The 26,691-nt window shown below is 29.9% G+C and carries 25 protein-coding genes and 1 tRNA gene; 3 read left to right on the forward strand and 23 right to left on the reverse strand.

Annotated features, from left to right (window positions below; translation table 11 throughout):
- Nucleotides 1-88: 88 nt before the first annotated feature.
- The 3 genes from UF10_RS05205 to UF10_RS05215 all read right to left on the reverse strand — a co-directional run bounded on the left by UF10_RS05205 (nucleotide 89) and on the right by UF10_RS05215 (nucleotide 3,579).
- Complete coding sequence (locus UF10_RS05205) at nucleotides 89-1,333, reverse strand: ComEC/Rec2 family competence protein (RefSeq protein ID WP_106776775.1); 1,245 nt, start codon at nucleotides 1,331-1,333, stop codon at nucleotides 89-91.
- A 123-nt stretch (nucleotides 1,334-1,456) separates the two neighbouring features.
- Nucleotides 1,457-2,650, reverse strand: coding sequence for a GNAT family N-acetyltransferase (locus UF10_RS05210; protein ID WP_106776776.1), 1,194 nt, complete (start codon nucleotides 2,648-2,650; stop codon nucleotides 1,457-1,459).
- Nucleotides 2,651-2,673: 23 nt separating this feature from the next.
- Nucleotides 2,674-3,579, reverse strand: a complete 906-nt coding sequence (locus UF10_RS05215; protein WP_106776777.1) for a DUF2156 domain-containing protein — start codon at nucleotides 3,577-3,579, stop codon at nucleotides 2,674-2,676.
- 605 nt (nucleotides 3,580-4,184) lie between these two features.
- On the opposite strand from UF10_RS05215, the gene UF10_RS05220 reads away from it, so the two are divergent.
- The gene (locus UF10_RS05220; RefSeq protein ID WP_106776778.1) at nucleotides 4,185-5,024 is read left to right on the forward strand and encodes a ComEC/Rec2 family competence protein; all 840 of its coding nucleotides are present in this window, start codon (nucleotides 4,185-4,187) and stop codon (nucleotides 5,022-5,024) included.
- A 62-nt stretch (nucleotides 5,025-5,086) separates the two neighbouring features.
- Here the strand turns inward: UF10_RS05220 and UF10_RS05225 are convergent, their stop codons facing one another.
- Entirely contained in the window at nucleotides 5,087-5,812 is a 726-nt protein-coding gene (locus UF10_RS05225) for a tRNA threonylcarbamoyladenosine dehydratase (protein WP_106776779.1), read from the reverse strand.
- Between the two features lie 526 nt (nucleotides 5,813-6,338).
- Here UF10_RS05225 and UF10_RS05230 point away from each other — a divergent pair.
- Entirely contained in the window at nucleotides 6,339-7,247 is a 909-nt protein-coding gene (locus UF10_RS05230; RefSeq protein WP_106776780.1) for an SH3 domain-containing protein, read from the forward strand.
- A 106-nt stretch (nucleotides 7,248-7,353) separates the two neighbouring features.
- On the opposite strand, the gene UF10_RS05235 is transcribed toward UF10_RS05230, so the two are convergent.
- The 7 genes from UF10_RS05235 to UF10_RS05265 all read right to left on the reverse strand — a co-directional run bounded on the left by UF10_RS05235 (nucleotide 7,354) and on the right by UF10_RS05265 (nucleotide 13,314).
- Nucleotides 7,354-8,133, reverse strand: coding sequence for an acyl-CoA dehydratase activase (locus tag UF10_RS05235; RefSeq protein ID WP_106776781.1), 780 nt, complete (start codon nucleotides 8,131-8,133; stop codon nucleotides 7,354-7,356).
- 14 nt (nucleotides 8,134-8,147) lie between these two features.
- A complete protein-coding gene (locus tag UF10_RS05240) occupies nucleotides 8,148-8,405 on the reverse strand; it encodes a DUF3343 domain-containing protein (RefSeq protein ID WP_106776782.1) in 258 nt (85 codons plus the stop codon).
- A gap of 16 nt (nucleotides 8,406-8,421) precedes the next feature.
- Entirely contained in the window at nucleotides 8,422-9,699 is a 1,278-nt protein-coding gene (locus UF10_RS05245; RefSeq protein WP_106776783.1) for a double-cubane-cluster-containing anaerobic reductase, read from the reverse strand.
- Between the two features lie 318 nt (nucleotides 9,700-10,017).
- Nucleotides 10,018-11,859, reverse strand: coding sequence for an aminotransferase class V-fold PLP-dependent enzyme (locus UF10_RS05250; protein WP_106776784.1), 1,842 nt, complete (start codon nucleotides 11,857-11,859; stop codon nucleotides 10,018-10,020).
- Between the two features lie 85 nt (nucleotides 11,860-11,944).
- Nucleotides 11,945-12,041: transfer RNA gene (locus UF10_RS05255), tRNA-Sec, on the reverse strand.
- A gap of 69 nt (nucleotides 12,042-12,110) precedes the next feature.
- Nucleotides 12,111-12,785 (reverse strand): uracil-DNA glycosylase, encoded by a 675-nt coding sequence (locus UF10_RS05260; protein WP_106776785.1) that lies wholly within the window; start codon nucleotides 12,783-12,785, stop codon nucleotides 12,111-12,113.
- Between the two features lie 157 nt (nucleotides 12,786-12,942).
- Entirely contained in the window at nucleotides 12,943-13,314 is a 372-nt protein-coding gene (locus UF10_RS05265) for a NusG domain II-containing protein (RefSeq protein ID WP_106776786.1), read from the reverse strand.
- Between the two features lie 79 nt (nucleotides 13,315-13,393).
- Between UF10_RS05265 and UF10_RS05270 the strand changes: the two genes are divergently transcribed.
- Entirely contained in the window at nucleotides 13,394-14,440 is a 1,047-nt protein-coding gene (locus tag UF10_RS05270) for an FAD:protein FMN transferase (RefSeq protein WP_106776787.1), read from the forward strand.
- Between the two features lie 203 nt (nucleotides 14,441-14,643).
- On the opposite strand, the gene nusB is transcribed toward UF10_RS05270, so the two are convergent.
- The 12 genes from nusB to recG form a co-directional block, all read right to left on the reverse strand.
- A complete protein-coding gene (gene nusB / locus UF10_RS05275; protein WP_106776788.1) occupies nucleotides 14,644-15,144 on the reverse strand; it encodes a transcription antitermination factor NusB in 501 nt (166 codons plus the stop codon).
- Nucleotides 15,134-15,475 (reverse strand): Asp23/Gls24 family envelope stress response protein, encoded by a 342-nt coding sequence (locus UF10_RS05280; RefSeq protein WP_106776789.1) that lies wholly within the window; start codon nucleotides 15,473-15,475, stop codon nucleotides 15,134-15,136. The genes nusB and UF10_RS05280 overlap by 11 nt, the downstream gene beginning before the upstream one ends.
- A gap of 223 nt (nucleotides 15,476-15,698) precedes the next feature.
- A complete protein-coding gene (locus UF10_RS05285) occupies nucleotides 15,699-17,675 on the reverse strand; it encodes a fructose-1,6-bisphosphatase (RefSeq protein WP_106776790.1) in 1,977 nt (658 codons plus the stop codon).
- 21 nt (nucleotides 17,676-17,696) lie between these two features.
- The gene (plsX, locus tag UF10_RS05290) at nucleotides 17,697-18,698 is read right to left on the reverse strand and encodes a phosphate acyltransferase PlsX (RefSeq protein ID WP_106776791.1); all 1,002 of its coding nucleotides are present in this window, start codon (nucleotides 18,696-18,698) and stop codon (nucleotides 17,697-17,699) included.
- Between the two features lie 257 nt (nucleotides 18,699-18,955).
- Nucleotides 18,956-19,135, reverse strand: coding sequence for a 50S ribosomal protein L32 (gene rpmF, locus UF10_RS05295; protein ID WP_106776792.1), 180 nt, complete (start codon nucleotides 19,133-19,135; stop codon nucleotides 18,956-18,958).
- Nucleotides 19,136-19,152: 17 nt separating this feature from the next.
- On the reverse strand, nucleotides 19,153-19,671 hold the full coding sequence (locus tag UF10_RS05300) for a YceD family protein (RefSeq protein ID WP_106776793.1): 519 nt from the start codon (nucleotides 19,669-19,671) through the stop codon (nucleotides 19,153-19,155).
- A gap of 184 nt (nucleotides 19,672-19,855) precedes the next feature.
- A complete protein-coding gene (locus tag UF10_RS05305; RefSeq protein WP_106776794.1) occupies nucleotides 19,856-21,052 on the reverse strand; it encodes an acetate/propionate family kinase in 1,197 nt (398 codons plus the stop codon).
- A 331-nt stretch (nucleotides 21,053-21,383) separates the two neighbouring features.
- Nucleotides 21,384-22,739 (reverse strand): tRNA(Met) cytidine acetate ligase, encoded by a 1,356-nt coding sequence (locus UF10_RS05310; protein WP_106776795.1) that lies wholly within the window; start codon nucleotides 22,737-22,739, stop codon nucleotides 21,384-21,386.
- Nucleotides 22,740-22,751: 12 nt separating this feature from the next.
- Complete coding sequence (locus UF10_RS05315) at nucleotides 22,752-23,297, reverse strand: permease (protein WP_106776796.1); 546 nt, start codon at nucleotides 23,295-23,297, stop codon at nucleotides 22,752-22,754.
- A gap of 121 nt (nucleotides 23,298-23,418) precedes the next feature.
- Nucleotides 23,419-23,913, reverse strand: coding sequence for a pantetheine-phosphate adenylyltransferase (gene coaD, locus UF10_RS05320; protein WP_106776797.1), 495 nt, complete (start codon nucleotides 23,911-23,913; stop codon nucleotides 23,419-23,421).
- Nucleotides 23,906-24,466, reverse strand: coding sequence for a 16S rRNA (guanine(966)-N(2))-methyltransferase RsmD (gene rsmD, locus UF10_RS05325; protein ID WP_106776798.1), 561 nt, complete (start codon nucleotides 24,464-24,466; stop codon nucleotides 23,906-23,908). The genes coaD and rsmD overlap by 8 nt, the downstream gene beginning before the upstream one ends.
- Nucleotides 24,467-24,586: 120 nt before the next feature.
- Complete coding sequence (gene recG, locus UF10_RS05330; protein ID WP_106776799.1) at nucleotides 24,587-26,644, reverse strand: ATP-dependent DNA helicase RecG; 2,058 nt, start codon at nucleotides 26,642-26,644, stop codon at nucleotides 24,587-24,589.
- Nucleotides 26,645-26,691: the final 47 nt, after the last annotated feature.

Below are 26,691 nucleotides of genomic sequence, written 5' to 3' on the forward strand. Positions count from 1 at the left end.
AGATTTTTATTGCTTTATTTTTGGAAACTATTTTTTAGTTTATAGTTACTTTAATTTTTAAAAACCTTTTTATCCTTTACAATTATTTTTATATTTTATTTTTCCTTATCATATAAATTTCTAAAAGAATCGAAAACAAAAATATAAATACATAATACAAGCATATCTGCTTCAATGTTATATTTTTAAATATAATATTATTTACGCCGAAGTTAGCAATTTTTTTCAATAGAAATAGAACTGCTTCTATTATTGATGAATTTAAAAAAGCAAGCATCAATCCCAATGGACTAAATATAAAGTAAAATAATACCGATAAAAAATCTAAAAATATTATTATTCCAATAAATGGTATTACTGCAATATTTCCAATTATAGATACTGTAGAAACTTCTTTGAACAAATAAGCTACTATGGGCAGAGTTAGTATATTTGAAGATATTGTTACTGAAAGAATATTTAAGTATACATATTTCTTTATATACTTATTAAATATAAAAATTGATAAAACTGCTAAAAAGCTTAATTCAAATGATGGGTTATATATAATATATGGATTTTCTATTATCATTAAGCTCGCAATAATACTTATTAGATTAATAACATCTACTCTTTCATCAATCAAAAATGCCATCATAGATAGTATGCTTAATTCTATTGCCCTATATATAGAAGCTCCTCCTCCTAGCAATAAACTATATAGAAAAAGTATCCCAGCTATTATTAAAATAGTTTTAATATTTCTTATGCTTCCAAATAAAAATATAAGCATAGAAAGTATAATTGATATATGAAGTCCTGAAATCGCCATTATATGGCTACTGCCTGAATCAGAAAATATATCTCTTATATCCTTACTTAAATTATCTTTTACACCTATTGTTATGGCATTTAAAAAGTCTGCATTTTCTTTATAGAGGTAATTATTTGTTTGTAAAAATCCTTCTTTAAATGCTCCCAAAACACTATATAGCCTATCTTTTCCTATAATCTCTATTTTTTCTACTTTTATGTTGTGACTTATCCCCTTGCTTTTTAAGTGAAGACCATAATTGAAGTCTCCTATATAAAAATTATCTAGATCATTTAATTTCCCAAATACCCTTACTTTGTCACCAATCATAATATTTCTATCTTTAGATGACATATCACTCGCCAAATAACTTCCCATATAGTACTGTTTGCATTTCTTTGATCTTGTTATGTTACTTACCCTCCCCTCAATTACACAAGGCTTAGAATTGATTTGAGGACTTTTTTCTGTATTGATCTTATATACACTCCATATCAAGGAAAATAATAAAACTACTATTCCTGCTCTTCTAAATTTCATCTTATTTCACCATACAATCTTAATAAATAATCCTTTCAACTGTTAGACATAATAAATTAATTCTTTACTATAATATAGTCAAAAAATAAAATAAGTGCAGATTATCTGCACTTATTTTTATATTTAAACATATTCATTTATATGGTTTATACAAAGATCATTTTTTATATTAGAGAAAATATCTCTAATAGCAATTATATTGTTTAGCTTTTCTTCCCTAATATGGTCTATTTCATCTATACTATGATAAGAAAAACATATACTAGTAAGTTCATTTATTGTAAAAACATCTAAATCATCTGTTTTATCCTTTAATTCAGAGATTTTTTCTGCCTTTAACTTCCTATCTTTCGCATATAATTTAAATACGCCATCATTTTCTTCTATTTGTCCATCTTTTATAGCTATCAGTATTTCCTCGCCATCTTCAAGTTCTGAATCAAGCATTGTAATGTCTAATTCATCTATTAATTTCGAAAAATTAATTATTCTAGCCATCATAAATGGTTTTATTTCAAATGATGACTCTCTAGGATTATCAAGCATAAATCTCAATGGATCATCCATTGCTGAGTTAATTATTACATTCTTACACTGTGTATTGTGATTAAATATAAACTTAAGCATAGATTTATAAGAAATTATATCCTTATAATAACACTCTCTCACTATAAAGTCTTCTCCTTCAATTGAATAAACTATATATCCAACAGGAACCTTCTCTCTATAATTTATATATATATATCCTGCCTCTGCAATCATTTCTTTTATATACTCTTCAAAGTACTTCTCATCTCTTATTGCATATCCATTATATCTAGACACCGCATAACTATAAACTTCTTTTAAATCGCTTGGACTTTCTGCCCTTTTAAATTCTCCATCTGTCTTAAATTTTTTTAGATCATATATGCTCAACTTTTGCAGCAACATATCATAACAATTTTCATAACCATATTTTGTATATAGTCTAAAATCAATTGGCATAAGTATTGATACTGATTGATTTAAGTTGTACATATGTCTAAGTGAGCTATTCATAAGCTCATTCATCTTACCAATTCCCCTAGCTTCTGGAAGAGTTGATACTCCCACTACATATGAAGCTTCATATTCTCTAAAATTTAAATTTATCTTGTGTTGATTGAGATGAAGAGAGGATATTACACTAGCTTCATCTTCCAGAACGATTGTATTTTGGGGATTAAACTTATACTTAAAGTAAAAATCTACATACTCATCACTATCATTAAAACAGTATTTCCAAATATCTTTTACTTGATTAGTTTCATTTTTATTACACAATCTAATATTCATAGTATCAACCTCTTTTTCTGATTTTATACTTCTCTTACTGTGTATTTTTCGACAAATCTCTCTGGATAGTAAGAAAGTTTGGCCTTTCTTAAACCTTCTACTCCCATATCTTCTTCTCTATTAACCCATTCTACATCTGGGAATTCATCTACTAAGAACATTTTATTTATATATGGATAAAGACCTCTTATATCAGCATTTGCCTTTTCTATATGTATAAGAGCCATATTATCATTTATTTTCTCACCCATACTAAAAGCTTCCAACTTGCCATCTATAAATACACCATAAATCTTTAATTTGTCGCTTATAACATCATAATTATCAAAAAGCTTTTTCATTCCAATAAATTCTTCGTCTATGCTCTCTTCATATTCATCATCACCACTCTTTGTTTTGTTCCAACTTCTTAGAAGTTCAAAACACTCGGGAAAATCTTTCTTTGTCAATAAACGTCTTTCTACTCTTCCTTCATATTCTTTGGCAAAATGATTAAGATGATTTCTCTTTCCACTTAATTTTCTACCTCTAACAGTTCTCATCTTCTCAGCATCATATACATAGTCAAATATATCTCTTTCTGCTGTATATTCAAATCTTCCAGGGTGTAACTCCTTTAACATTTCTACGACATCTTTATCTATACCTCTAAAATAGATCTTGTGCTTGTCTGTATCAAACCAGTTAAGTGCATAATCTATTGCTTCTGGTATTTTTTCCTTTGGTGCTAATGGAAGTATAGAGAATACTTCACCGTTATGTTCACCAACTAATACAGCAAAGCCATCACCTATATGATAACACGTTTTATACGAATGCTGCCACATAAAAAGTGTATTAAAACAATATTCACACGCTTCATAATCAACTATGTCAAAATACTTGTCTAATACCTCTTTTGCTTCTATATTTATTTCCTTAAATTCCATAAAAAACAACTCCTTATATCTACTCTAATACTATATTTATAATATCTATTCTAAATACTATATTTACATTTTATATCTTTAAATAATACTCTACACTCTTAAACTAATATTTTACATGAATCCATTAACCTTTCATAAATATATCAAATTATGTCTTCAAAAAACTAATAACTATCAATTCAAAATACCTGTGTGTAATTTTATAAAGTTTTTATAAATCACCTGAATCAAAAACTTTTAATTTTATATTTTTATCAATAGAAAAAAATTTCTATTGACTATCTTAGTTTATACCCTATAAGGTTAAGTGTAAACCCCAAAATTACTGATTGACTCTTTTTTTTGCGTTTTTTTCGATATAATTATTGAAATCGCGTATGAAATCGTTTCTTTTTTTAATAGTCCTATTTTCTTTTATCCATTTTTTCTTGAATTTCATTCTAAATATAGTAGTAAATCGACTATTACTTTTTTAAAAATACTATTTTAAATATTTATTTATATATAAATCCCAGCTCTACAAAGTAAAAAAGTTTTATAAATTATTATATTAGCCTATATATATATAGGCTAATATAATAATTTAAAGAAGGGATACTATCTAAATGAAAATAAACTCTATTAAAAGATTTCTAAAAAATATACTTTGTCTTCTATCTTGTTTTATTTTGATTTCATGTTCAAGTCCAAAAGAAGAGTTGGAGATAGATCTTATTGATGTAGGTCAGGGAGATTCTATTTTAGTAAAAACATCCGACAATAAAAGTCTTTTGATAGACTCAGGAGATGAAGATTTTGCTAGAAATGTAATAAGAGATTTGAAAATCAATAAAATCAAAAAGTTAGACTATATACTTCTCACTCATTCGGATAGTGACCATTCAGGTGGAGCATCAAAACTATTGGATGAAATAAATGCAGAAACAATATTACTTTCCAGAGAAGAAAAGTCAAATCCAATCATTGAAAATATCTTAAAAAAATCGATTGATTATAATATTAAAATAAAGTATTTGAAAGCTGATGATTCTTTTAATCTTGGTGAATTTACAAGTATCTATATACTCTCACCATCAAGTATATCTTCAGATCCAAATCAAAACTCTCTTGTATTTCTTATGAAATATGACAACTATTCATTTTTATTTACAGGAGATGCTGATTCTAGCATTGAGAAAAATATTTTGAGTAAATATAATCTAGAACACTGTAATTTTTTAAAGGTAGCCCACCACGGAAGCAAAACCTCATCATCTGAAGAATTTATATCTACTATTAGTCCTGATATCTCAGTCATATCTTGTGGATATAAAAATAAATATGGCCATCCAAATGAAGAGACTATTGCAAGCTTAGAAAAGTATAACTCTAAAATTTACAGAACTGATCTCGATGGTGATATAAAATTTTATTTTAATAAAGAAGGTATTTTTCTATCAAAATAGAGCAGCTTTATAACTGCTCTATTGAAAATCTATTTTTATAAGTGATATTTTTATTTTGCTTTTTAAATTTTCTGTATCTGCTTAGATATTATATCTCTTACAATATAAGAAGCTATAGTAAGCCCTGCCACAGGTGGAACAAAAGATGTACTACCATTGACTCTTTTCATCACACCGTCTTCTAATAGCTCTGCAGTCTCTTTTGGTTTCTCTTTTGAAAATACTACTTTTAGTTTTTTAATTCCTCTTTTCTTTAGCTCTCTACGCATAACTTTTGCAAGAGGACACATTTCTGTTTTATACAAATCCGTTATTTCTATCATTGTTGGATCTAGCTTATTCCCCATTCCCATAGAACTTATAATATTTAAATTCTTATTATATGAGCTTTCTATAAGATGTATCTTTGATTTAACCATGTCTATGGCATCTACAACATAATCATAATTTCCATTCAATAACTCCTCTGAGTTAGATTCATCAAATAAAGCTTGATGTTTTATAAGATTTATATCTGGATTAATATCTTTTATTCTTTTCTCCAATACATCCACCTTATATTGGCCTATAGTTGAGTAAAGTGCGGGTATTTGTCTGTTTATGTTAGTTTCGTCTACTGTATCAAAGTCAACTATTGTTAAATTTCCTATTCCAGCCCTTACAAGCCCCTCCACAACATAACTACCTACACCACCCAGTCCAAAGACTATAACATTTGCATCCCTTAATCTATCTATACCTTCTTGCCCTATAACTATCTTTGTTCTCTCTTTAAATTTTTCTGACATCTATTTACCACCTTATTTATATATTATATTTTTTATATTTTAATCGTATATAATATTATAATTGTGCTACAAGCTTATTGTCAATCTTATCAAACTTTTCTTAGTTTAGCATTAAATCAACTATTATTTAACAAGGCATACTCTTTACAAGATATACTCTCTTTGGCAAAACACACTCTTTCTTATCTTTTTAGATTTATCTTTATATTTTTGACGTAAAATCCTCTACACTATATTTACTATATGAAATCAACATAACAATACATCTTATACTTAATATCTGAAAGAAATTCAAGTTTACTTTTAAGCTTATTTTTTATGATTTTTCTACTTTTTTATGTTTTTTTATACAAATATGACAATAATTATTTTTAAATTCGAAAATAATATTATCTTTTTAAATTAATTTAATATTCAAAAATAAATATCTCATTTTAAATTGAAAATAAAGAATATATTATGTATAATTAAGTTATGATATTATCAAAAATATTTAAAAATTAAAGGAAAACTGGAGGGAATTAATTTGAGAAAAAAAGGTAATAACTTTAATCCTGATGAAAATTTTGATGATTATAATAATTCATCAGATGATTTTGAACAAACATATGACTCTAATGGCAATAAAAAGAAGATAATCATTACAGTTATTGCTGTCATCGCAGTAATCGCTATCATTTTTGTAGGCTTCTTTTTAAAGAACAAATACGAAATCTCTTCTATGGAAAAAAAGGCAGAGAACTTTATAGAAATAGAAGATTATGATGAAGCTCTAAAGTTATACTCTGAACTATATTCTAAAACAGGAAATATAGAGTATAAATCTCTAAAAAATCAGCTTGAAATAAAAAAAGAAATCTCTGATACAATAAAGGAAGCTGATGATCAGGAAAAAAGAGGAGAACTAATAAAAGCATTAACCTTGTACAAAATGATTCCTAGAGAAGATGAAAAATCTTATAAAATAGCCTCAACTGAGATTGAATCTATACAAAAAGATATAATTAGTAAAGCTAATTCTTTTATAGAATCTGGAAATAACTCTGAAGCTTCTTCTTTATTATCAGAGTATATATCAATTATGCCTGATGATAAGAAGGGTGTTGAACTCTATAAAAAATCTTCTGGTAAAACAGACTCCCAAGTAAAAGAAATCATTGTAAATAAAGAAGTTCCAGTAGCTGTAGAAAGTACAAATAACTCTAACTCTGGAAACAGTGTTGCGGATGCTATCAAGGGTACATACCAGTACATAACTTCTGGAGAAGCAAATGTAAGATCTTCACCAAGTAAGGGTTCATCAGTTACAGGCACAGTCTCAAGAGGTGATGAAGTCTATATATATGATACATACGTTGAATCAGCTAGCAGAATCTGGTGTAGAACTGATTTAGGCTGGATATCATACAATACTATGAACAATACGATAAGATAGTTATATAAAACTATATCTTACTTATTAACTTAAAAAGGCTATCTCTTAGAGATAGCCTTTTTAATATTTCAATATAAAACACTGCTTTTTATATTTTTTAATTCTCTTACTTCTTTTTTGACTTTAGGTATTTGTCCTCTGCAATTAAAGATACTCCTAAAGCACCTGCATACCTACCATATTCAGAGGTATGAACAGGAAGTTTAATTTTTTTAGACAAAGAATCTGCAAAAAATTCACTGTGACTAAGACCACCAGTTAAAACAACATATTCAGAGTTTGCAAACTTGCTAAATAATTGAGCTACTTTACCTGCAACAGAATCTACTACGCCTGCTGCGATATCTGATCTTTTTCTTCCTTCACCGATATAGTTTATTATTTCTGATTCAGCAAATACAGTACACAATGAGCTTATTGGAAGAATTTCTCCTTCTTGAGCAAGCTTAAATAAATCATTTATATCAACACCTAATCTATTAGCCATAACTTCAATAAACTTACCTGTACCAGCGGAGCACTTATCATTCATCAGAAAATCTGAAACGAAAGAATCTTCTATCTTGATGATTTTCGTATCCTGACCTCCGATATCTATGATAGTACAGTTTCCTCCCACCATTTCATGGCCGCCTCTTCCATGGCAAGTAATCTCTGTGACTACATAGTCTGCAAAGTCAACAGCAACCCTTCCATATCCAGTGGCTCCCACTACTACTTCATCGCTATTTACATCAATATCATTTTCTTTTAATTTATCAACTATTGCCGATGCAGTTTCTTTACTGCTCCAGCCAGTAGGTATAACAAACTCATACCTTTTATCTTCTTTTCTAGCCACGACTTTTGATGCAGTAGAGCCTATGTCTATTCCTACATAAATCATACTTCACATCCTCACTAACAATACACATCTCTATTAGGATTTATGTCCCTTTCAAGAGATTCTATTGCTATTATCTCTATATCATTTTCCTTAACCACTCTTTTTACATCTTCAAGTTCATCTTCCTCAACTATCAGTGATATACCGCAGCACTTACTAAGTGACCTTGGAGTTGGAGATATGGTTGACTTTAAAGAATTCTCCTTTAAAAGAGAGTTTAATTTCAAACCATTTTCGTGGTTATTAAATAATACATAAAAAATTTTTTCCATTAAAACACTCCTCAAACTATCTGTCTAACATTTCTATAAATGCACCAACTCTAGTTCTTAACTGCTGTACATCAGAATCAGTGTAGTCAGTTTCTATACCCAGTACTGGTATCCCAGCCTTCTTTAATTCTCTTTCTACTAGGAATCCTTCTGTGTCATATAGATTACAGAATTTAAGATTTACATCTATTACACCATCTACATCATATTCCTTACATAGTCTTATTATATCGTCTATTCTAGCATTGTTTGGAGTAAAGCAAGCACAGTTTATTCCCATATATCTCTCAGCTAGTGCATCAATTTGTCCTTCTAAAGTAGTTTGAGTCTCGTCTACTGGTCTTTCAAAGTATCTAGTACCTGTACACATTTCTTCACATACTACTGCACCACCAGAAGTTTCAACTATATTATGTATCTTCCAGTTTGGTATTGCAAGTGGAGTACCTGCAAGAAGTATTCTCTTTGTTCCAGATTCGAATACACTTACACCTTCTTCTACTCTCTTGTCTAGTTCATCACAAATCTTATTAGTCATCTCAGTGAATCTTGTTGGGTCATCATAAAATGCTATCTGAGATATTAATAAACTATCTTTTCCTGAAATAGGAATATTTTTATTCTTTCTAGCAGAGTAAAGTCTTTCAAGAGCACGTCTCTTGTCATTTATCATCTTTATAGAAGCTGCTAGATTTTCTTCAGTTACCTTGTTTCCTGTAAATTCTTCAACCTTTTCCTTGAACTCTACTATTTCTTCAGACCAAGCCTTATAGTCTTTTCTTCTCTTCATCTGAGGTAGGTCCATAATGTGCATAGGAACTTCTTCACCTAATATTTCCCAAGCTTTTTTCTTACCATCACAAGTAGTTTCTCCTACATACATATCTGCTATTTTAAAGAAAGGACATGTTCCATCAAGTCTTGCTCCTACAGATGCCTTTATAAGTGGACAGGTATTAGTTGGAAGAACCTTTTCTCCTCCTGGAACCCAAAACTGTGATCCACCACATAGACCTGTGGCAATACCACCTGCTGCAAATATTACTTCATCTGGAACGTAAACACAGAATGTACCAAACACCTTTGTTCCATTTTCTTTTTGAGCCTTAACTAATTCAGCTGGTCTAACTCCATGTATTTCAGACACAACAAAATCAAAATATCCCATATTTTCTGGTCTATTTTTTTGAGATAGATATACATCTGTAAATGCCATCGGTAGAACTTCACATAATTGATCATGAGTTTCTACATCCATCCCCAATTCTTTCCACATTTCTCTGTAATCAGCCATTAATATTTCCTCCCCTAATTATTATTTATTAAAATTTTTAATTAAAAATCTAACCTAAACTTAAAAAATAAATTCAATCAGACCTCAGTCTCAATATTATCACAATAAGAAGTAAACTTAAATATACTTGAACCTTCATTCATTTTTTTAATAGTTTAACATTCTGATATCGATTTCCTCTATAGCTTTTAAGTTGTTTTTAGTTCTTTAAATTCTTATATATTAGAAGTATCTATATTAGGCTTTTATACTATAAAATATTAATAATTCTCTTTTAAATATTACCTTAATAATTTTTCACAATAAAATATTTCATTTTTAAAAGCTGCTCTCTATATACTTTATTGCATCAATTATCTCAGCTACATCATATTCATTATTAAAGTAGCCAAGTGTGAATCTAATACTTCCATTTGGGAAACTTCCTTCTACCATATGCGTGCATGGAGAACACTGTATTCCTACTCTAGTCATTATTTTCCTGCTGGCATCTATGTTGAATGCTACCATAGCATCATCCTGATTTTTCATGGATAGTGAACAAAAAGAACCGTGTCCTGAAACAATTGTTCCATCAATATCTTTAAGACCCGCTCTTAATTTTTTCCCTAAACTATGTTTCTTACCTATTATATTCCTAAGCCCTACGCTTTCTATATAATCAATAGCTGCTCCCATAGCCATTATCATAGGAGTTGACATAGTTCCAGCCTCTAACTTATCTGGCAGACTTTCAGGCATATTGGGACTATTTGATTGACTTCCTGTTCCACCATAAATCAATGCATCTATATTCTTTGCCATATCTTCTTTTATTACTGATGCTGCTATTCCCTCAGGTCCCATAAGACCGATATGCCCACTCAAAATAAAAGCATCTGCCTTTAATTTCTCTATGTTTATTTCTCTTTCACATATACTTTGAACGCCATCTATTACATAATAAATATTCTTTTCTTCACAGATTCTTCCAATTTCTTCTGCCTCCTCTAGATAATGTCCCGTAATATTATCTGTTAAAGTAATAAATACTAACTTGGTTTTCTCTGTTATTAAATTTTTTAACTCACTAATATCATATTTTTTATTTTCTTCTTCTAAATTTTCACTTTCATAGAGCGGCTTATCATTCAAGCTAGAATGTTTTTCAATGTCTATACTTTCTTTTTTACTATCTGATCTCAGTCCAAAGCTTGAGCTTTTTTCTCCATTCTTTTCAGACCAAATTTTAACAGATACATCCTTATTTTTTAGATATTCAACCGTTCTCCAAGAAGAATTGTGCATACGCTCATCTACTATTATCTCATCTCCCTTGGATAAGTAGCCTCTTAAATTCATATTGATAGCTTCTGTTGCTGAAGGTGAAAATATGGTTACATAATCTTTTGGAGCGTGTAAAAATTTTGCAATCTTATCTCTTACATCTATTACCTTAGAAGATAGGTTATATGCCTTCATATATGTTCCCCTGTTAATGCTAAAGGACTCATTGTCTATAAACTCAGACACTCTTGTGCTTACACCTGGTGCCTTTGGATAGCAAGTAGATGCATTATCTACATATATCTCTGCTCCCAATACTTTTCTTATAGAATATGGGTCAACTACTGTATGGTATTCACCGTTTTCTCCACAAACATCTACACCTTCTATTTTTTTTATGCTCTCTATAAATTCTCTATCAAAATCTCTTCCTAGCATATCTTTTGCTAATTTATTTTCATCTAACTTCTTTATTTTTGCTTTCAAATCACTATTTAAAAAATCCTCTACTATTTCCGATCTATTTTTAAACATTAAAGGGTGTATACATTCAATACAAACATTATCACATCTTCTCTTATTCCAAGATAAATGTTGCAATATATCTATATCCCCAAATACACAGGCTCTGGCACCTAATTTTTTAGATTTTTCTAAAGCAGCTTCAAACTCCTTTTCATAATTATCTATATCCGTGTCCGTAAATATTACTTCGCATCTCAAAATATCTGCTACTTTTTTATAATATTCCTTGTCGAGACCGTGTGTCCATGAAGTCTTCATATCTTCTCTCGTTGAAACTATTATTGCAACTAAACGTCCCCCTCTTTCCAAAGTTTGTTTGATTGCCATAAGAGAATCTTTTCCACCACTAAAAGACGCTACAAATTCCACAATATACCCCCCTAATTATTATTTTTTACAATAAAAAACTACTATTTTAAGTATAACACAAAAAATAGTAGTAAATATACAATATTGGCGGGAGTGTGTGAGAATCGAACTCACCCAAGAAGCTACTAACCCCTCATACTAGTTTTGAAGACTAGAGAGCACACCAGCACTCATTCACCCCCGAATACCTTATAATAGTACCACAAAAAAACCTTCAATGCAATAGTTTTCATAAAAAGAATTATTTGATTTTATATATTCTCTATCTGCCAATCAATTTTTTCTTTTCCTATTGATTCTAAAATTTCATTTATTTTTAAAAAATGGCCACAATCAAAAAATCCTCTATATGCTGAAAGTGGACTTGGATGAGGAGCTTCTAATATATAGTGTCTGCTCCTATCTATTAACTTTTTTTTACTCCTTGCATTTGCACCCCACAAAACAAATATAACAGCCTCTTCTCTATCACTCAATTTTTTTATTATATTATCTGTGAAAATTTCCCAGCCCATCCCCTTATGAGAATTTGCCTGATGAGCTCTCACTGTCAAGGCTGTATTTAAAAGAAGAACACCTTGTCTAGCCCACTTTACCAAATATCCATTGTTAGGTATATATAGGCCCATCTCCTCATTTAACTCTTTATAAATATTTAAAAGTGATGGAGGAGTCTTTATTCCCTTTTTTACTGAAAAGGCTAAACCGTGGGCCTGCCCATTATTATGATATGGATCTTGTCCTAGTATTATTACTTTTGTGTCCTTGTAGGATGTATACTTTAGAGCATTAAAAATTTCATACATATCAGGAAAAATCTCTTTAGTTGAATATTCTTCCTTTAAAAATTCTCTTAATTTTTTATAATAATCTTTTTCAAACTCATCTTTTAATACATCATCCCAATCATTACCTATGTTTACCATCTCAAACTCCTTAATCAACTTTATTTGCTATATATCAATTAGCCTATAATCTTTCATTAGAAATACAATTGTAAGCAGCTATACTTTCACTAGCAAGTTACTTATTTAAATTGTCTAGATACTCAAAGTAAGTAATTATATTAACTTCTTAAAAATGCTATTGTGTTGATACATCTAATTCTTTTTTGGACTTATCATCTGTCACTATCTTTATATTTATCTTATGAGGCAAGCATACAATACTTTGCCCAGGCTTATTTATAAATCCAGTATCTACACATACTCCATCAGGGCAATCTGCCTCTAGCATCTCAACACCATTATCGTGTATGTATACTACGTTTTTTTCATTACCATTTTTAATCGTAATTTTTTCATTTGCATCTATAGGATATTCCTTGTAAAGCTTGTTATTTACATATATTTCTATCCTATCACTCTGACCTGAATTTATAGCCTTATTCGCAAAAAATGCTATAACTATTGCAAGTAATATTACTGCTATTAAAATAAAATCTTTCTTCTTCATTATGTCTCTCCATTTATGATATAATAGTTTGTGTGATTATTTCACATAAATGATTATAACACATTTCTCGGAGGAAAATATGAAAAAAAACACTAAAATTATAGCATCGATAATAACTCTTATTGTCATAACGGCTATATTTGCATTTAATCAATTTGATAAAAAAGGGACTTATTCTACTACTAACTATTATTTAGATACTGTAAACGAAATTTCCTTGATTAATATCAGAAAAAGCAAGGCTGATAAAGTTTTACCTGGAGTAGATAAAGTAATACTGGATATAAATAATTCAATGAGTGCACACCTACCTTCAAGTGAAATTTCAGCAATAAATAATAATGCTGGAATAAAAGCTGTTAAAGTTGGAAATGATACTTTTGAAGTCATAAAAAAATCCATTGCCTATTCAAAGATTACAAATGGTAAGTTTGATATTACTATAGGGCCCCTTACTTCAATGTGGAATATAGGAAATGAAGATGCAAGAGTTCCAGAAAAAACAGAAATTGAAAATGTATTAAAACTTATTAATTCAGAGGATATTTTATTAGATGAAGCTAATAAAACAGTTTATTTAAAGAAAAAAGCCATGAAATTAGACTTGGGTGGTATAGCTAAGGGATATTGTGCTGATAAAGTTGCCGAATATCTAAAAGAAAACGGAGTCAAGGATGCAATCGTAAATCTTGGTGGAAATATATATGTTATGGGTAAAAATGAATCTAAAAAAGATTTTGTAGTTGGAATTCAAAATCCACGTTTAAAATCTAGTGATTCTATGGCTAGTGTAAGTTTATCTGATAAATCTATTGTTACATCTGGAATCTATGAAAGATATCTAGAGAAAAACGGCAAAATTTATCATCATATGTTAGATCCTGATACAGGATATCCATTTGATAATGAGCTTAGCAGTGTAACTATTTTTTCAGATAAATCTGTAGACGGAGATGCACTTTCTACATCTATATATGGACTTGGTCTTAAAGATGGAATGAAAAAAGTAAAATCTATGAATGAAATTGACGCTATTTTTATTACAAAAGATAATAAGGTATATATTACAGATGGAATAAAAAAAGATTTTAAAATTTTAGATAAAAAGTATACTTTAGTAAACTAAGTTAAAGATAAAATATTTGATGTTTCTTTTCCATAAAGCTTTAAATAATAGACTGTATAGATATTATATGGAAATACAAATTCTCTATTTATGGAAAATTTCAAAATATAATTAATATATTATAGCTTTACTATAAATTTTTTATATTTAAATAGAAAAAGAACTGTAAAATTTACAGTTCTTTTTTAATATCTGTCTTTTTATTATTTACCGATTACGCTTCCAAGTATACCATTTATATACTTATAAGCATTCTCATCACAATATTTTTTAGCCAAATTGACAGCCTGATCACACGCAACCCCATTTGGAACTATAAATGAATACTTTATCTCAGCAACTGCAACTCTTAATATTGCCACGTCTACTGCTGGTAAAGTTTCTATACTCCAGTTTCTAGCATATTTATTGATATATTCATCTATCTCTGTTATATGTTCTTCTATCGCACTTGACATATCCATAAGATAGGCACTATCAAACAAGGAATCTCTATATGTTTCCAAAGTATCAAGCTCTTTTCCGCCATTGACATTATGTATTTCCATTGCATCTTCTTCTACTGAATCTAAAAAGTTATTAAGATCTTCATATATGTTTGTCCATTCTTCTCCCATAAGAGCCTTCTGGTACATATATTTCATAAAAACTTCTCTTGATACGATTCTTCTTATTAGTAAATCTTTAGTTGGATTATTTTTCATTATCTTTTTTTTCTCTTTCTTTCTTTACTTCTACACTAGCAACATGAACATTAACCTGAGCAACCTTTAGTCCTGCCATAGTTTCTACTGCATTGATTATATTTTCTTGTACCTTGTAACATATTTCGGGTATTACTTCTCCATACATTACAGATAGATTAACATCTATTACGGCCTTATCACTATCTATCTTGACCTCTATACCGTGATTTCCTAATAATTTATCCGTAAAAGATGTAGTTTTGTCTATTCCTTCAATTTCCATAGCCGCAAATCCAGCTATTGTCTGAATAACGTCATTTGATATCTTTATCTGACCTAAATTCTCCATTGTACACCTCCATAAAATACTTATAATATTATAACATATTTTTAAGCTATTCGCCATTGTACTACTTCTAAAAGTATAATGTTTTTATGATTTTTTTATAGTATAATAAATTTTTTCTATATTTAGCATAATAAAGTAGAAGTTTATCTTAAAATTATATACTTTAATATAAATTTAATACTTTAATATAAATTTAATACTATATTCTAATAAGTACTAGTCCTTATTTTTCTTTTATTAATCCACTTCTGTATGCTGCCAATAGAGTCTTTAAATCCTCTACTTTTTCAGATAGTTGTTGACCATCATTTGTATTGGCAATCATTCTTCTCTTAGACTTATGCTCCACCAAAACAGTTGAAGATATAATATCTCTTTCATTTTCAACAGCATCTTCTTTAGATGTAAATGGTTCATGAGCTACTAATTGCAGAGTTCTAGAGTTATATATAAGAGTATATCCTGCCATACCTGTCTTGCACTGGTATGCCTTTGAGAAGCCTCCATCTATCACAAATACTTTTCCATTTGCCTTTACTGGGCTTTCTCCTCTTTTAAACTTCACTGGTACATGACCATTTATAATATGGTCTTCCTCAAAATCCATATCAAATTCTTCAAAAATATCTTTTAAAACATCCATATTTTCTCTCAAAATATAGTATGGATTTTTATTTTCTTCATGAGTTTCTTTTTCTTCTATAAAATATCTTTCAAAAGTTGTCATTTCATCTTTGCCAAATAAAGATGAGCACTTTCCTGTCCAAAGATACCAGAATAAATCTAGACCATATAATCTTTTTTCTTCATTGCTTTCATAATAGCCTTCTCTTACAAGCTTCTCCATCCTATCTAAGAGTGCTTTTCCTTTATACTTTGTCCCCTTTAATTTCATTTCCATAAAGCTTCCATCTTCGTTTAGAGGAACTCCACCATGTATCAAAAGGTTTCCATTGTACTTTAGATATATACTTCCCTTTATAAACAAGAAATTTACGTGTTTTTGTAATTTGTCACTCATTCTAAAAGATCTTACTAACTTGTCCACAATATCACTTTCTTCTTCTGTAAGTGTATATGGCGACTCTGGATCTATCGTAGGGAAATTGTTGTCCTTCAAAGTATATTCCTTGCCATCTAGTTTTATAGTTCCCTTATCATAGTCAATTTTGTCTAGAAGTAACCTATGCTCCATTTCATACTCAGGTCTTCTGCTAATTATATCTCCTTCTAGCTTAAACTGTATTATACTTATAGCTTTATGCATTTTTGCTACAAGCGGGACTTCTTGAGTGTTAAACTCAGCATTTTCTGTCTTTGGCATAAACTCCTTGCATGGATCATCCTTATATGTAGACATCGAAAATGTTGCTAGTGGTAATAAATTTATTCCATATACATCCTCTATCACATCAAGATTTGCGTATCTAGATGATATTCTAAGAGCATTAGCTATACAAGTCTTTTCACCTGCAGCTGCCCCCATCCAAAGTATGTCATGATTTCCCCACTGTATATCAACACAATGGTGATCCATCAATCTATCTACTATAATGTCTGGTCTAGGTCCTCTATCATAGATATCACCTACTATATGCAACCTATCAACCACCAATCTTTGTATAGTAGTACATATTGCTACTATAAAATCCTCTGATTGACCAAGTTCTATAATAGACTCTACTATGGATCTATAATATTCTTCTTTATGCTCACTCTTTCTGTGTTCATGAAGTAATTCTTCTATTACATAACCATATTCTTCTGGTAAAAGCTTTCTGACTTTAGATCTAGTATACTTACTTGAGCAATACTTACAAAGCTCTACTAATCTATATATACTAATTCTATAGAAATCCTCTATATTTTGATCTGTTTTTTTAATTAAATCTAGCTTGCTATGAGGATAATATACCAAAGTAGCCAGTGTTTTTTTCTCTGACTCCCTCATAGTATCTGTAAAAAGTTCTTCAATTTTTCTTCTAACTGCACCTGAACCATTTTTTAATACATGGATAAAAGCCTCATACTCTCCATGTAAATCGGATAGAAAATGTTCAGTTCCCTTTGGAAGATTTAGTATTGCTTCCAAATTAATTATTTCAGTACTAGCCTTTGATATTGTAGGATACTGATTTGCTAAAAGTTTTAAATACTTCATCTTAGATTTAAGCTCCTGATATGAGTATTTTTCTTTCATAATATAATACCTCCAAAAAAACTATTTTGCCTTTTCTTCTACGTATTTCTTTATTTCCTCAACTACCTTGCCTTCATGGAATTTAATTCCTTGATTTATAGCATTTTTAAATGACTTTGCATTAGAACTTCCATGTGCTTTAATCACACCACCGTCTACCCCCAAGAATGGAGCTCCACCATATGATGTGTAATCAAGTAAATCTTTTATTTCTTTAAGCTCACTCTTCATAAGAAGTGCTCCTAACTTTGACTTTGTAGATGACATCATTACTTCTTTTAATTTTTTAAATAGTGATAATACTGAACCCTCCATAGTCTTTAAAACTATATTTCCAACAAAACCATCACAGATTACTATATCACACACGCCATTTAAGATATCTCTTGTTTCCATGTTTCCAATAAAATTAATGCCATTTTCTTCTTTTAATAATTCATAACTTTTCTTTACAAGATCATTTCCCTTGCCTTCTTCAGAGCCTATATTTGCAAGTGCAACCCTTGGATTTTTTTCATTCAAAACTTTTTTTGCATATATATCTGTCATAAAAGCAAAATCCATCAAATTTTGAGTGTCACAATCTACATTTGCACCAGTATCAGCTAGCATAGTAGCACCCCCATTAATTGTAGGTAGAGTTGCACATATGCAAGGTCTAGATATTCCCTTTATTCTCTTTATTATAAAAACCCCACCACTCAAAAGAGCTCCGGTGCTTCCTGCAGAAATCACTAAATCAGCCTTTTTATCTTTAACCATATTTAGTGCCACTACCATAGAGCTATCCTTTTTCTTTCTTATCGCCTGAACTGGTTTTTCTTCATTTTCTATGATTTCTGTTGTATGAACTACTGATATTTTGTTTTTATCATAGTTATGTTTCTTTAGTTCACTGTTGATTATTTCTTCATCACCAGTGATAATTATCTCTACACCGTATTCATTTACGGCCATGCAAGCACCTTCGACAGTAGCTTGTGGAGCGTTATCTCCGCCCATTCCATCTATTACAATCTTCATATAAATCCTCCATAAGATATATACTCTTATATCTATATAATAGTCCGCTTTATATTTCTAAAAATAACATTTATATTTAGATAACTTTATTAACAATTACATTTAATAAACACTTTATGATAGAAATATAATTTAAAAGACTATTTAAATAAGCATACATTCCTAATATTATTATATCACAAAAAAGCATAAAAAATGTGAATGAGACAATAATCTCATTCACATTATTAACAAATTTACATTTTTCTAAAATCTAATTAGTCAACAGAAACAACTTCTTTTCCATTGTAGCTTCCACAAGTCTGACATACTCTATGTGGTAACTTTGGTTCGTGGCACTGAGAGCACTCTACGAAACCAGTTGGAACCATCTTTGAGTTAGCTGCTCTTCTCATATTCTTTTTAGATTTAGATGTTCTACGCTTTGGTACTGCCATGAAGACACCTCCTTACTCTATTTTAACAATTCTTTTAGTTTAGCAAATCTAGGATCAACATCATCGACATCTATGGAGTCTTCACACTTACAGTTTTCAGTATTTAAATCTACCCCACAGCCCGAACATATTCCTTTACAATATTCGCTACAAAGAAGACGTTGAGGCATATTAAAGCTCAATGTGGAATTAATAATACTCATCAAATCAACATCTGATGAATCTATTTTAAACACATCAATATCTTCAAATTCACTCTCGTCGTAATCTTCTTTCATTAGATAAGCATCAATATTATATTTCACTGGAACTTCAATATCCGCAAGACATCTACCACAACTGGTTTTAAAAGCAAATTCTACTTCAGCTTCCAATAAACAATTGCGCCCTGCTTTTGAAACTTCTCCAGCTAGATGAATTGGTGATATTAAATTATACTCTACTCCTGAAAATTCAATGCTTGATACATCTTCGCTTAAATCGAAGTCTATACTTTTAATTTCCTTCCCATATAGAGAATCAATATTTAGCTTCATACTATTATCACCTCTAAAACATTACTTGTCTATTATACATATTCAAAATTTATTTGTCAAGCATTTTTGCCTTATACTTATATATTTTGTATATTTTGTATATTTTTTATTTTATTCACTTAATTAGTGATTAAATATTAATATTTACCCTATTTTTTGCTTAAATATATTATTTGAAATTTTATTATTTTGCAAGTCTTAGTGTATCTCTTGCTATCATTAATTCTTCATTAGTTGGTATTAATAATACCTTAACCTTAGAATCATCAGTAGATATTACTCTATCTTTTCCTCTTACATCATTCTTTTCAGCATCTAGGCTTACTCCTAGGTATTCCATATCCTTACAGATATCAGCTCTCATACCTATACCATTTTCACCTAATCCTGCTGTAAATACTATTGCATCTACACCATTCATTTCAGCTGCATAAGCACCTATGTACTTTTTAACTCTCTGAACATACGCGTCTAAAGCATTTATAGCAAGCTTGTTACCTTCCTTAGCTGCATCTTCTATATCTCTAAAGTCAGAAGATATACCAGTCATTCCATAAACACCTGACTGCTTGTTCATTAGCTTATCAACACCATCTGCATCTAAACCTTCCTTATTCATTATGAAAGGTATTATAGCTGGATCTATATCACCACATCTTGTTCCCATTATTAGACCTTCAAGTGGAGTAAGTCCCATACTTGTATCTAAACACTTACCATGGTCTACAGCAGCTATAGAAGCTCCGTTACCTAAGTGGCAAGTAATTATCTTTAAATCTTCTGGAGCCTTTCCTAGCATTTCTGCAGCTCTCTGAGTTACATACATATGGCTTGTTCCGTGGAAACCATATCTTCTTATTCCATACTTTGTATATAATTCGTGTGGAAGACCGTATAAAAATGTTTTTTCTGGCATAGTCTGGTGGAATGCAGTATCAAATACTCCAACCTGTACTACACCTGGTAGTATTGTTTGACAAGCTTCTACACCCATTAAGTTTGCTGGGTTGTGAAGAGGAGCTAAAGCTGAACAATCTTCTATAGCCTTTATAACTTCATCAGTTAATACTGCTGAAGAAGCGAACTTTTCTCCACCGTGTACAATTCTATGACCAACAGCGTCTATTTCCTTCATATCCTTTACAGCTCCGACCTTTGCGTCTGCTACTGCATTTAGTACATGCTTTATAGCATCCTTATGATCATTCATAGCCTCTTCTACTATGTGCTTTCCTTCTAGACCTGGCTTTTCATGCTTAAGAATAGAACCTTCGATTCCAATTCTTTCCACTAATCCCTTGCATAGCACTTCTTCATTATTCATATCTATTAACTGATACTTTAATGATGAACTTCCACAGTTTAATACTAAAACCTTCATTATATCGTTTACCTCCATAAATTTATTATTAATAATCCAATGATAATATAACACTTTTTAATATAAATGTACATATTTTTAATAGAAATAATCTATCTAGTTTTTAAAATATCAATAATATTATACATTTATATGTATATGTGATATAAAAAGCTATTATGACAATAAAAAAGTGAGTTTATTATGGAATAAAAATACACGACTATTTCTTAATAGTTAATGAATAATAAACCAAAATAACTCAAATAATTTCAATATAACTTTTATTAATTTTCCTATAACTTACACATAAATTAAAGATTGATTTTTATTAAAAATATTAATTTATTATTTACAAAAATGAACACTGAGCAATAAAGTCAGGCTCACCTTTTGATAAAAGCTCCCTATTATTTTTATAATAGTTTTGATAATAGATATTAGAAGAAAGTATATCAAAATCAAACATTTTTTTAAAAATAGGATTTTCGCTATATTCCTTAATTTTCCTAGTTTTTGCTGGAGAATTAATCAAAATAGAATTGGATTTATTTTTAATCTCTTTTAAAATTTCTGTACCCTTTTTATTGAATGCAAGCACTCTTATATATGGAATTGATTTTATTTCTTTAATCTCATCCATATCTTCTTTCTTTATTCCTAATAAAATATTAAAAATACTCCTTCTTATTTTAGAAGAGCTATAATTTTTACTAGTAAGATTTGAGATTAGTTCCTCAAATCCCGAAGACAAAATTGCTTGTTTTCTTATAGAGTACTCCAAGCCATTTTGCACTTCAAAATATTTATCTAAACAATTTTCTTCCCTCAGTATACTATAACAGATTTCCCCATAGAAATCTGCACCATCAACAGGAATCAAATTTTTTTTTATATTATCTATTATTTTATTGCAAGAAAATACTGGAAGATACTTTTCTACACTATCAATCATATCAGTAATTATATGATTGTAATTATCATTAATATCTTCATCTATACTTAAATATTTTGTTAAAGATTTCTTCTTATTTATTAATTCTAAGTAGTCTTTATAATAAATAATAGAACTTCTAATAGAGCTAGCTGAGCTAAAATCCCCTTTTGCCACAGTGCTTCTGTGATCAACAGCAACTCTTTTTATAGTCACTGCCTCCATAGATGAATCTAATCTTATTAGCTCCTTAAGATATTCTATCCCTAATATATTATTTGACAACTTTAAGAAATCGTTTTTATCAGCAATCTCCAAAGCTAAGTTTTTTTTAATTGCTTTTTCTCTAGCTATAGGAAATGCAAGTTTCTCAGCTAAAAATATTGATAAATCCTTTTCATAATTCCCTTTAACACCAGATAGTATCTTTGCTACTTCTTTTAATCTTTTAGTAGATCCCTCTTCTGAACCAAAGCATATTGAGTCCAGACACTTTAGTGAATCCAGACTCAATATTGCTCCTCTTGCATACAATTCAGCCGTTTGGGTAGAAAAGTATGCTGGAATTTCTATTACTAAATCGGCTCCATTTCTTATAGCCATTTCTGCTCTAGAGAATTTATCAACTATAGCAGGTCCACCTCTTTGAACAAAGTTTCCACTCATGGCTACCACGATATGAGAAATGCCTTCATCTTCTTTATATTTATCTATTTGGTACTTATGACCATTATGAAAGGGATTGTATTCGGCAATAATTCCTCCTATTTTCATATCGGCCTCTATTTAAAGCTGTGTCTTATTGTTTCTAACTTCTGCCAACATAGCAGCAAGAGTTGCTTCGACACTCTCTAATTGATCTATAGAATAACCTCTAGCACCTTCTCTAATACTTCTAGAATATTCTTGAGCCTCTCTTATCAACTTTTCAGCTTTTGCCTTTGCATCTTTGGTAATTTTACTATCTCCAACCAATTCCTGAGCTCTTATTGTAGCTTCTCTCATCATATTTTCTATTTCAGAATCAACTTGCTTATTTTTTATTATAATTTCATCGTTACAAGCCTTTATCTGTTGTTCTCTCTCTCTCTTTGCATCCTCTAATATAAAGTTTGCATCATTTCTAGCTGACTCAAGGATTGTATCTTGTTCTTTTATAATCTTAATAGCAGTGTCTAGCTCATATGGAAGAGCTTCTTTTAATTCATCAATAAGGTCAAGCATATCATCTCTGTCTACGCCTACCTTCTTAGATAGTGGAAAACCACTAGCTTCATTTAATATATTTTCCATATCACTTAATATTTCCATAATTTTAATATCTTCGCTCATAATGACCTCCATCAAAAATAACTTTCATAAGCCATAAAATAAACTTTATAATCTTACATAGTACAAATACCTAAGATATAAACTATATTTTCACTATACTAGTATAGCTTAATAACTCCTATTAAAGGGTACTTCTTTTCTTTTTTAACTCCTCTAAAACACATTTTGGAACTAAATTGTCTATATTTGCATCAAAGTTAAGAACTTCCTTAATCAGTGAAGAACTTATAAAAGAATATTTTGTATTAGTTGGTAAAATTACAGTTTCTATACTTTCCTCCAACTCTTTGTTCATATGGGCCATTTGTAACTCATAAGAAACATCTGCAGAGGATCTTACACCCCTAACTAATACTTTTATATCATTTTTTTTACAATAATCTATCAACAGTCCTTCAAAAAAAATAACCTCGACATTATCTATATGTTCAGTAGACTTTTTAATTAAATTCAATCTCTCTTCAATAGTAAAAAGAGTTTTCTTATTTGGATTTATTAAAATACCAATCTGTAACTCTCCAAATAACTTCGAAGCTCTCTCTATTATATCTACATGCCCATTTGTAATAGGATCAAATGTTCCTGCAAAGATTGCTTTTATAGGTTTATTATTCATCTTCTCCCTCCAAAGCATAAAATGACAATGTTGTAATTCCATACTTTTTCTCTCTATAATTAGATAGATTCCCTACATTATTTATTTTAATCTTACTATCATGCTCTACAATGATAATTCCATCTTCAGACAACAATTTATATTCCTCTATCATACTTAAAACATCTTCAAATAAGGATTCATAGTATGGTGGATCTACAAATATAATATCGAACTTCTTTTTCTGAGATGAAAGTTTTTTAATAGCTGATTTATAATCGTCTTTTATTATAAAACTCCTATCACTAAACTTTGTCTTATCTATATTACTTTTTAAAACTTTTATACTTTCACTGCTTTTGTCACAAAAATATGCTTCTTTAGCACCTCTTGATAGACTCTCTATTCCCAAGGCACCACTACCTGAGAAAAGGTCTAATACAACGCTATCATAAACATGCATAGATATAATATTAAACATTGACTCCTTGACCCTATCAGTAGTGGGTCTTATATCGTCATTTATTGGTGCGTTTAATTTAAGTCCTCTTGCACTGCCAGATATTACTCTCATTGTCGACCCCCTTTTTTTACATTACTATTTATATTTTATCATACAATAGGTATTTTAACTAGAGTTAAGTTCTCATATAACTTCTATTTTTTTAAGTATTTCCTATAAAAAATAAATAAACTAAAGAGAAATATTTCCGCCTATATTTCTAAACATATGCTCTACCTTTTGCCTTATACCTTGATTATCTAAAGCTTTTAGTGATGGATCCTTAGAGTATATATCTCTTGCCTCCTTTTGAGCCATCCTTAATATCTTCATATGTTTGAACAAATTTGCCACTCTTAGCTCAGGAAGTCCGTGCTGTCTAGTTCCAAAGAAATCTCCTGGCCCTCTTATCTCTAAATCTTTTTCTGATATCTTAAATCCATCATTACTTTCTTCCATAATATTCATTCTTTTTTTACAGACATCTGACTTTGAATCATAAATCAAGGTACAATAGGATTTGTCACTACCTCTTCCCACACGTCCTCTTAACTGATGTAACTGTGATAGACCAAACCTTTCTGCATTTTCAATTATCATATAAGTTGCATTGGGAACATTTACACCTACTTCTATCACAGTAGTTGCAACTAGTATGTCCAATTTATGACTCTTAAAATCCTCCATTACTTTATCTTTTTCCTTGCTTTTCATCCTACCATGTAGAAGGCCAACTCTTAAATCCTTGAAAAAATAATGCTGTAGTTCTTCATATACCTCAGTTGCAGACTTAAGATCTAACTGTTCACTTTCTTCTACCAATGGACAAACCACATATGCCTGTCTTCCCTTTTCTATCTCACTTCTTAGATTTGAAAGATAAAACCTTTCTCTCTTATTTTTTTCAATAGCTATAGTCTCTACTGCTTTTCTTCCTGGTGGCAATTCATCTATAATAGATATATCAAGGTCTCCATAAAGTATCAATGCCAATGTTCTTGGAATTGGAGTCGCTGTCATTACCATTACATCTGGATTACTAGATTTAGAAGATAGTTTTGATCTTTGTCTAACTCCAAACCTATGTTGTTCATCAGTTATAACAAGACCTAACTTCTCAAACTCTATCTTATCTTCTAGGAGTGCGTGTGTTCCTATTATAATATCTATTTGTCCATCTTTTAATTCTTCTAGTATTCTATTTGACTCTTTTTTACTGCTACTTCCAGTTAAGACTTCAACCTTTATATCCGTATTTTTAAAGAAATCACTAAAACTTTCAAAGTGTTGCTTAGCCAATATCTCTGTAGGAGCCATATAGGCACCTTGATATCCATTGAGTGCACAGTTGGCAAGCGCTAATTGTGCTACTACTGTCTTACCACTTCCTACATCTCCTTGAACTAATCTATTCATCACTTTATTTGAGCCCATATCTTCTAAAATATCATTATATGCTCTTTTTTGTGCCTTAGTTAAACTAAATGGTAGAGATTTTTCTATTTTTTCTAATTCATCATTTTTTTTAAAAACTATACCCTCAGATACGCTACTTCCACCTTTTATTGAAAATAAGCCTAGCTGCATAAATAAAAATTCTTCAAATATCAATCTAAACATTGCTATTTTTATACTATCTCTTGTAAGAGGAAAATGCATACTCTTGATTGCAAAATTTACATCACACATACCATACTTATCAAGAAGATACTTCGGAATATACTCTTTAACTTTGATGTCTGATGTCTCAAATATATTTCTTATCACTCCCATTATATCTTTATTGCTAACTCCATAGCTAAGTGGATATACAGGAACTATAATACCTATATTTTTATCAAGCTTATCATATTCAATTTCACAATTATGCATTTCTACATTCCCAAGATTATCTAGCTTTACAGTTCCAAATACCTTGACTATATCCCCTACTCTAAATGTATTTCTTAGATATGACTTATTAAAAAATACTAATTTTGCTGCAGCAGTTTCATCGCTCACAAAAAACTCAGTTATTTCAATTTTTTTAAGCCTGACACTTGAAATCCTATTTATTTTTACTTTTACAGTTATTTTTTCTGAATCTTCAAGTTGAAAAATTTTTTTCTCCCTGCTTCTATCTTCAAACTGCCTAGGAAAATAATACAAAGCATCATTTATTGTATAAATACCAAGCTTTGCCATTTTATCAGCTTTTTTAGGACCTACCCCTTTAATATATTGTATATTTTCATTCAATACACTGTACATTTTTTTCACCCACATTTATAAATTTATCAGAAAAGGAGAAGATTAAA

The organism is Peptostreptococcus russellii, assembly GCF_003012055.1.
GTDB classification, from domain to species: Bacteria; Bacillota; Clostridia; order Peptostreptococcales; family Peptostreptococcaceae; genus Peptostreptococcus; species Peptostreptococcus russellii.

Coding starts and splice junctions, on each gene's coding strand:
- UF10_RS05205 (WP_106776775.1), bottom strand. CDS start 1,333: ATGAAATTTAGAAGAGCAGGAATAGTAGTTTTATTATTTTCCTTGATA.
- UF10_RS05210 (WP_106776776.1), bottom strand. CDS start 2,650: ATGAATATTAGATTGTGTAATAAAAATGAAACTAATCAAGTAAAAGAT.
- UF10_RS05215 (WP_106776777.1), bottom strand. CDS start 3,579: ATGGAATTTAAGGAAATAAATATAGAAGCAAAAGAGGTATTAGACAAG.
- UF10_RS05220 (WP_106776778.1), top strand. CDS start 4,185: ATGAAAATAAACTCTATTAAAAGATTTCTAAAAAATATACTTTGTCTT.
- UF10_RS05225 (WP_106776779.1), bottom strand. CDS start 5,812: ATGTCAGAAAAATTTAAAGAGAGAACAAAGATAGTTATAGGGCAAGAA.
- UF10_RS05235 (WP_106776781.1), bottom strand. CDS start 8,133: ATGATTTATGTAGGAATAGACATAGGCTCTACTGCATCAAAAGTCGTG.
- UF10_RS05240 (WP_106776782.1), bottom strand. CDS start 8,405: ATGGAAAAAATTTTTTATGTATTATTTAATAACCACGAAAATGGTTTG.
- UF10_RS05245 (WP_106776783.1), bottom strand. CDS start 9,699: ATGGCTGATTACAGAGAAATGTGGAAAGAATTGGGGATGGATGTAGAA.
- UF10_RS05260 (WP_106776785.1), bottom strand. CDS start 12,785: ATGGTAAACATAGGTAATGATTGGGATGATGTATTAAAAGATGAGTTT.
- UF10_RS05265 (WP_106776786.1), bottom strand. CDS start 13,314: ATGAAGAAGAAAGATTTTATTTTAATAGCAGTAATATTACTTGCAATA.
- UF10_RS05270 (WP_106776787.1), top strand. CDS start 13,394: ATGAAAAAAAACACTAAAATTATAGCATCGATAATAACTCTTATTGTC.
- nusB (WP_106776788.1), bottom strand. CDS start 15,144: ATGAAAAATAATCCAACTAAAGATTTACTAATAAGAAGAATCGTATCA.
- UF10_RS05280 (WP_106776789.1), bottom strand. CDS start 15,475: ATGGAGAATTTAGGTCAGATAAAGATATCAAATGACGTTATTCAGACA.
- UF10_RS05285 (WP_106776790.1), bottom strand. CDS start 17,675: ATGAAAGAAAAATACTCATATCAGGAGCTTAAATCTAAGATGAAGTAT.
- plsX (WP_106776791.1), bottom strand. CDS start 18,698: ATGAAGATTGTAATAGATGGAATGGGCGGAGATAACGCTCCACAAGCT.
- rpmF (WP_106776792.1), bottom strand. CDS start 19,135: ATGGCAGTACCAAAGCGTAGAACATCTAAATCTAAAAAGAATATGAGA.
- UF10_RS05300 (WP_106776793.1), bottom strand. CDS start 19,671: ATGAAGCTAAATATTGATTCTCTATATGGGAAGGAAATTAAAAGTATA.
- UF10_RS05305 (WP_106776794.1), bottom strand. CDS start 21,052: ATGAAGGTTTTAGTATTAAACTGTGGAAGTTCATCATTAAAGTATCAG.
- UF10_RS05310 (WP_106776795.1), bottom strand. CDS start 22,739: ATGAAAATAGGAGGAATTATTGCCGAATACAATCCCTTTCATAATGGT.
- UF10_RS05315 (WP_106776796.1), bottom strand. CDS start 23,297: ATGAGCGAAGATATTAAAATTATGGAAATATTAAGTGATATGGAAAAT.
- coaD (WP_106776797.1), bottom strand. CDS start 23,913: ATGAATAATAAACCTATAAAAGCAATCTTTGCAGGAACATTTGATCCT.
- rsmD (WP_106776798.1), bottom strand. CDS start 24,466: ATGAGAGTAATATCTGGCAGTGCAAGAGGACTTAAATTAAACGCACCA.
- recG (WP_106776799.1), bottom strand. CDS start 26,644: ATGTACAGTGTATTGAATGAAAATATACAATATATTAAAGGGGTAGGT.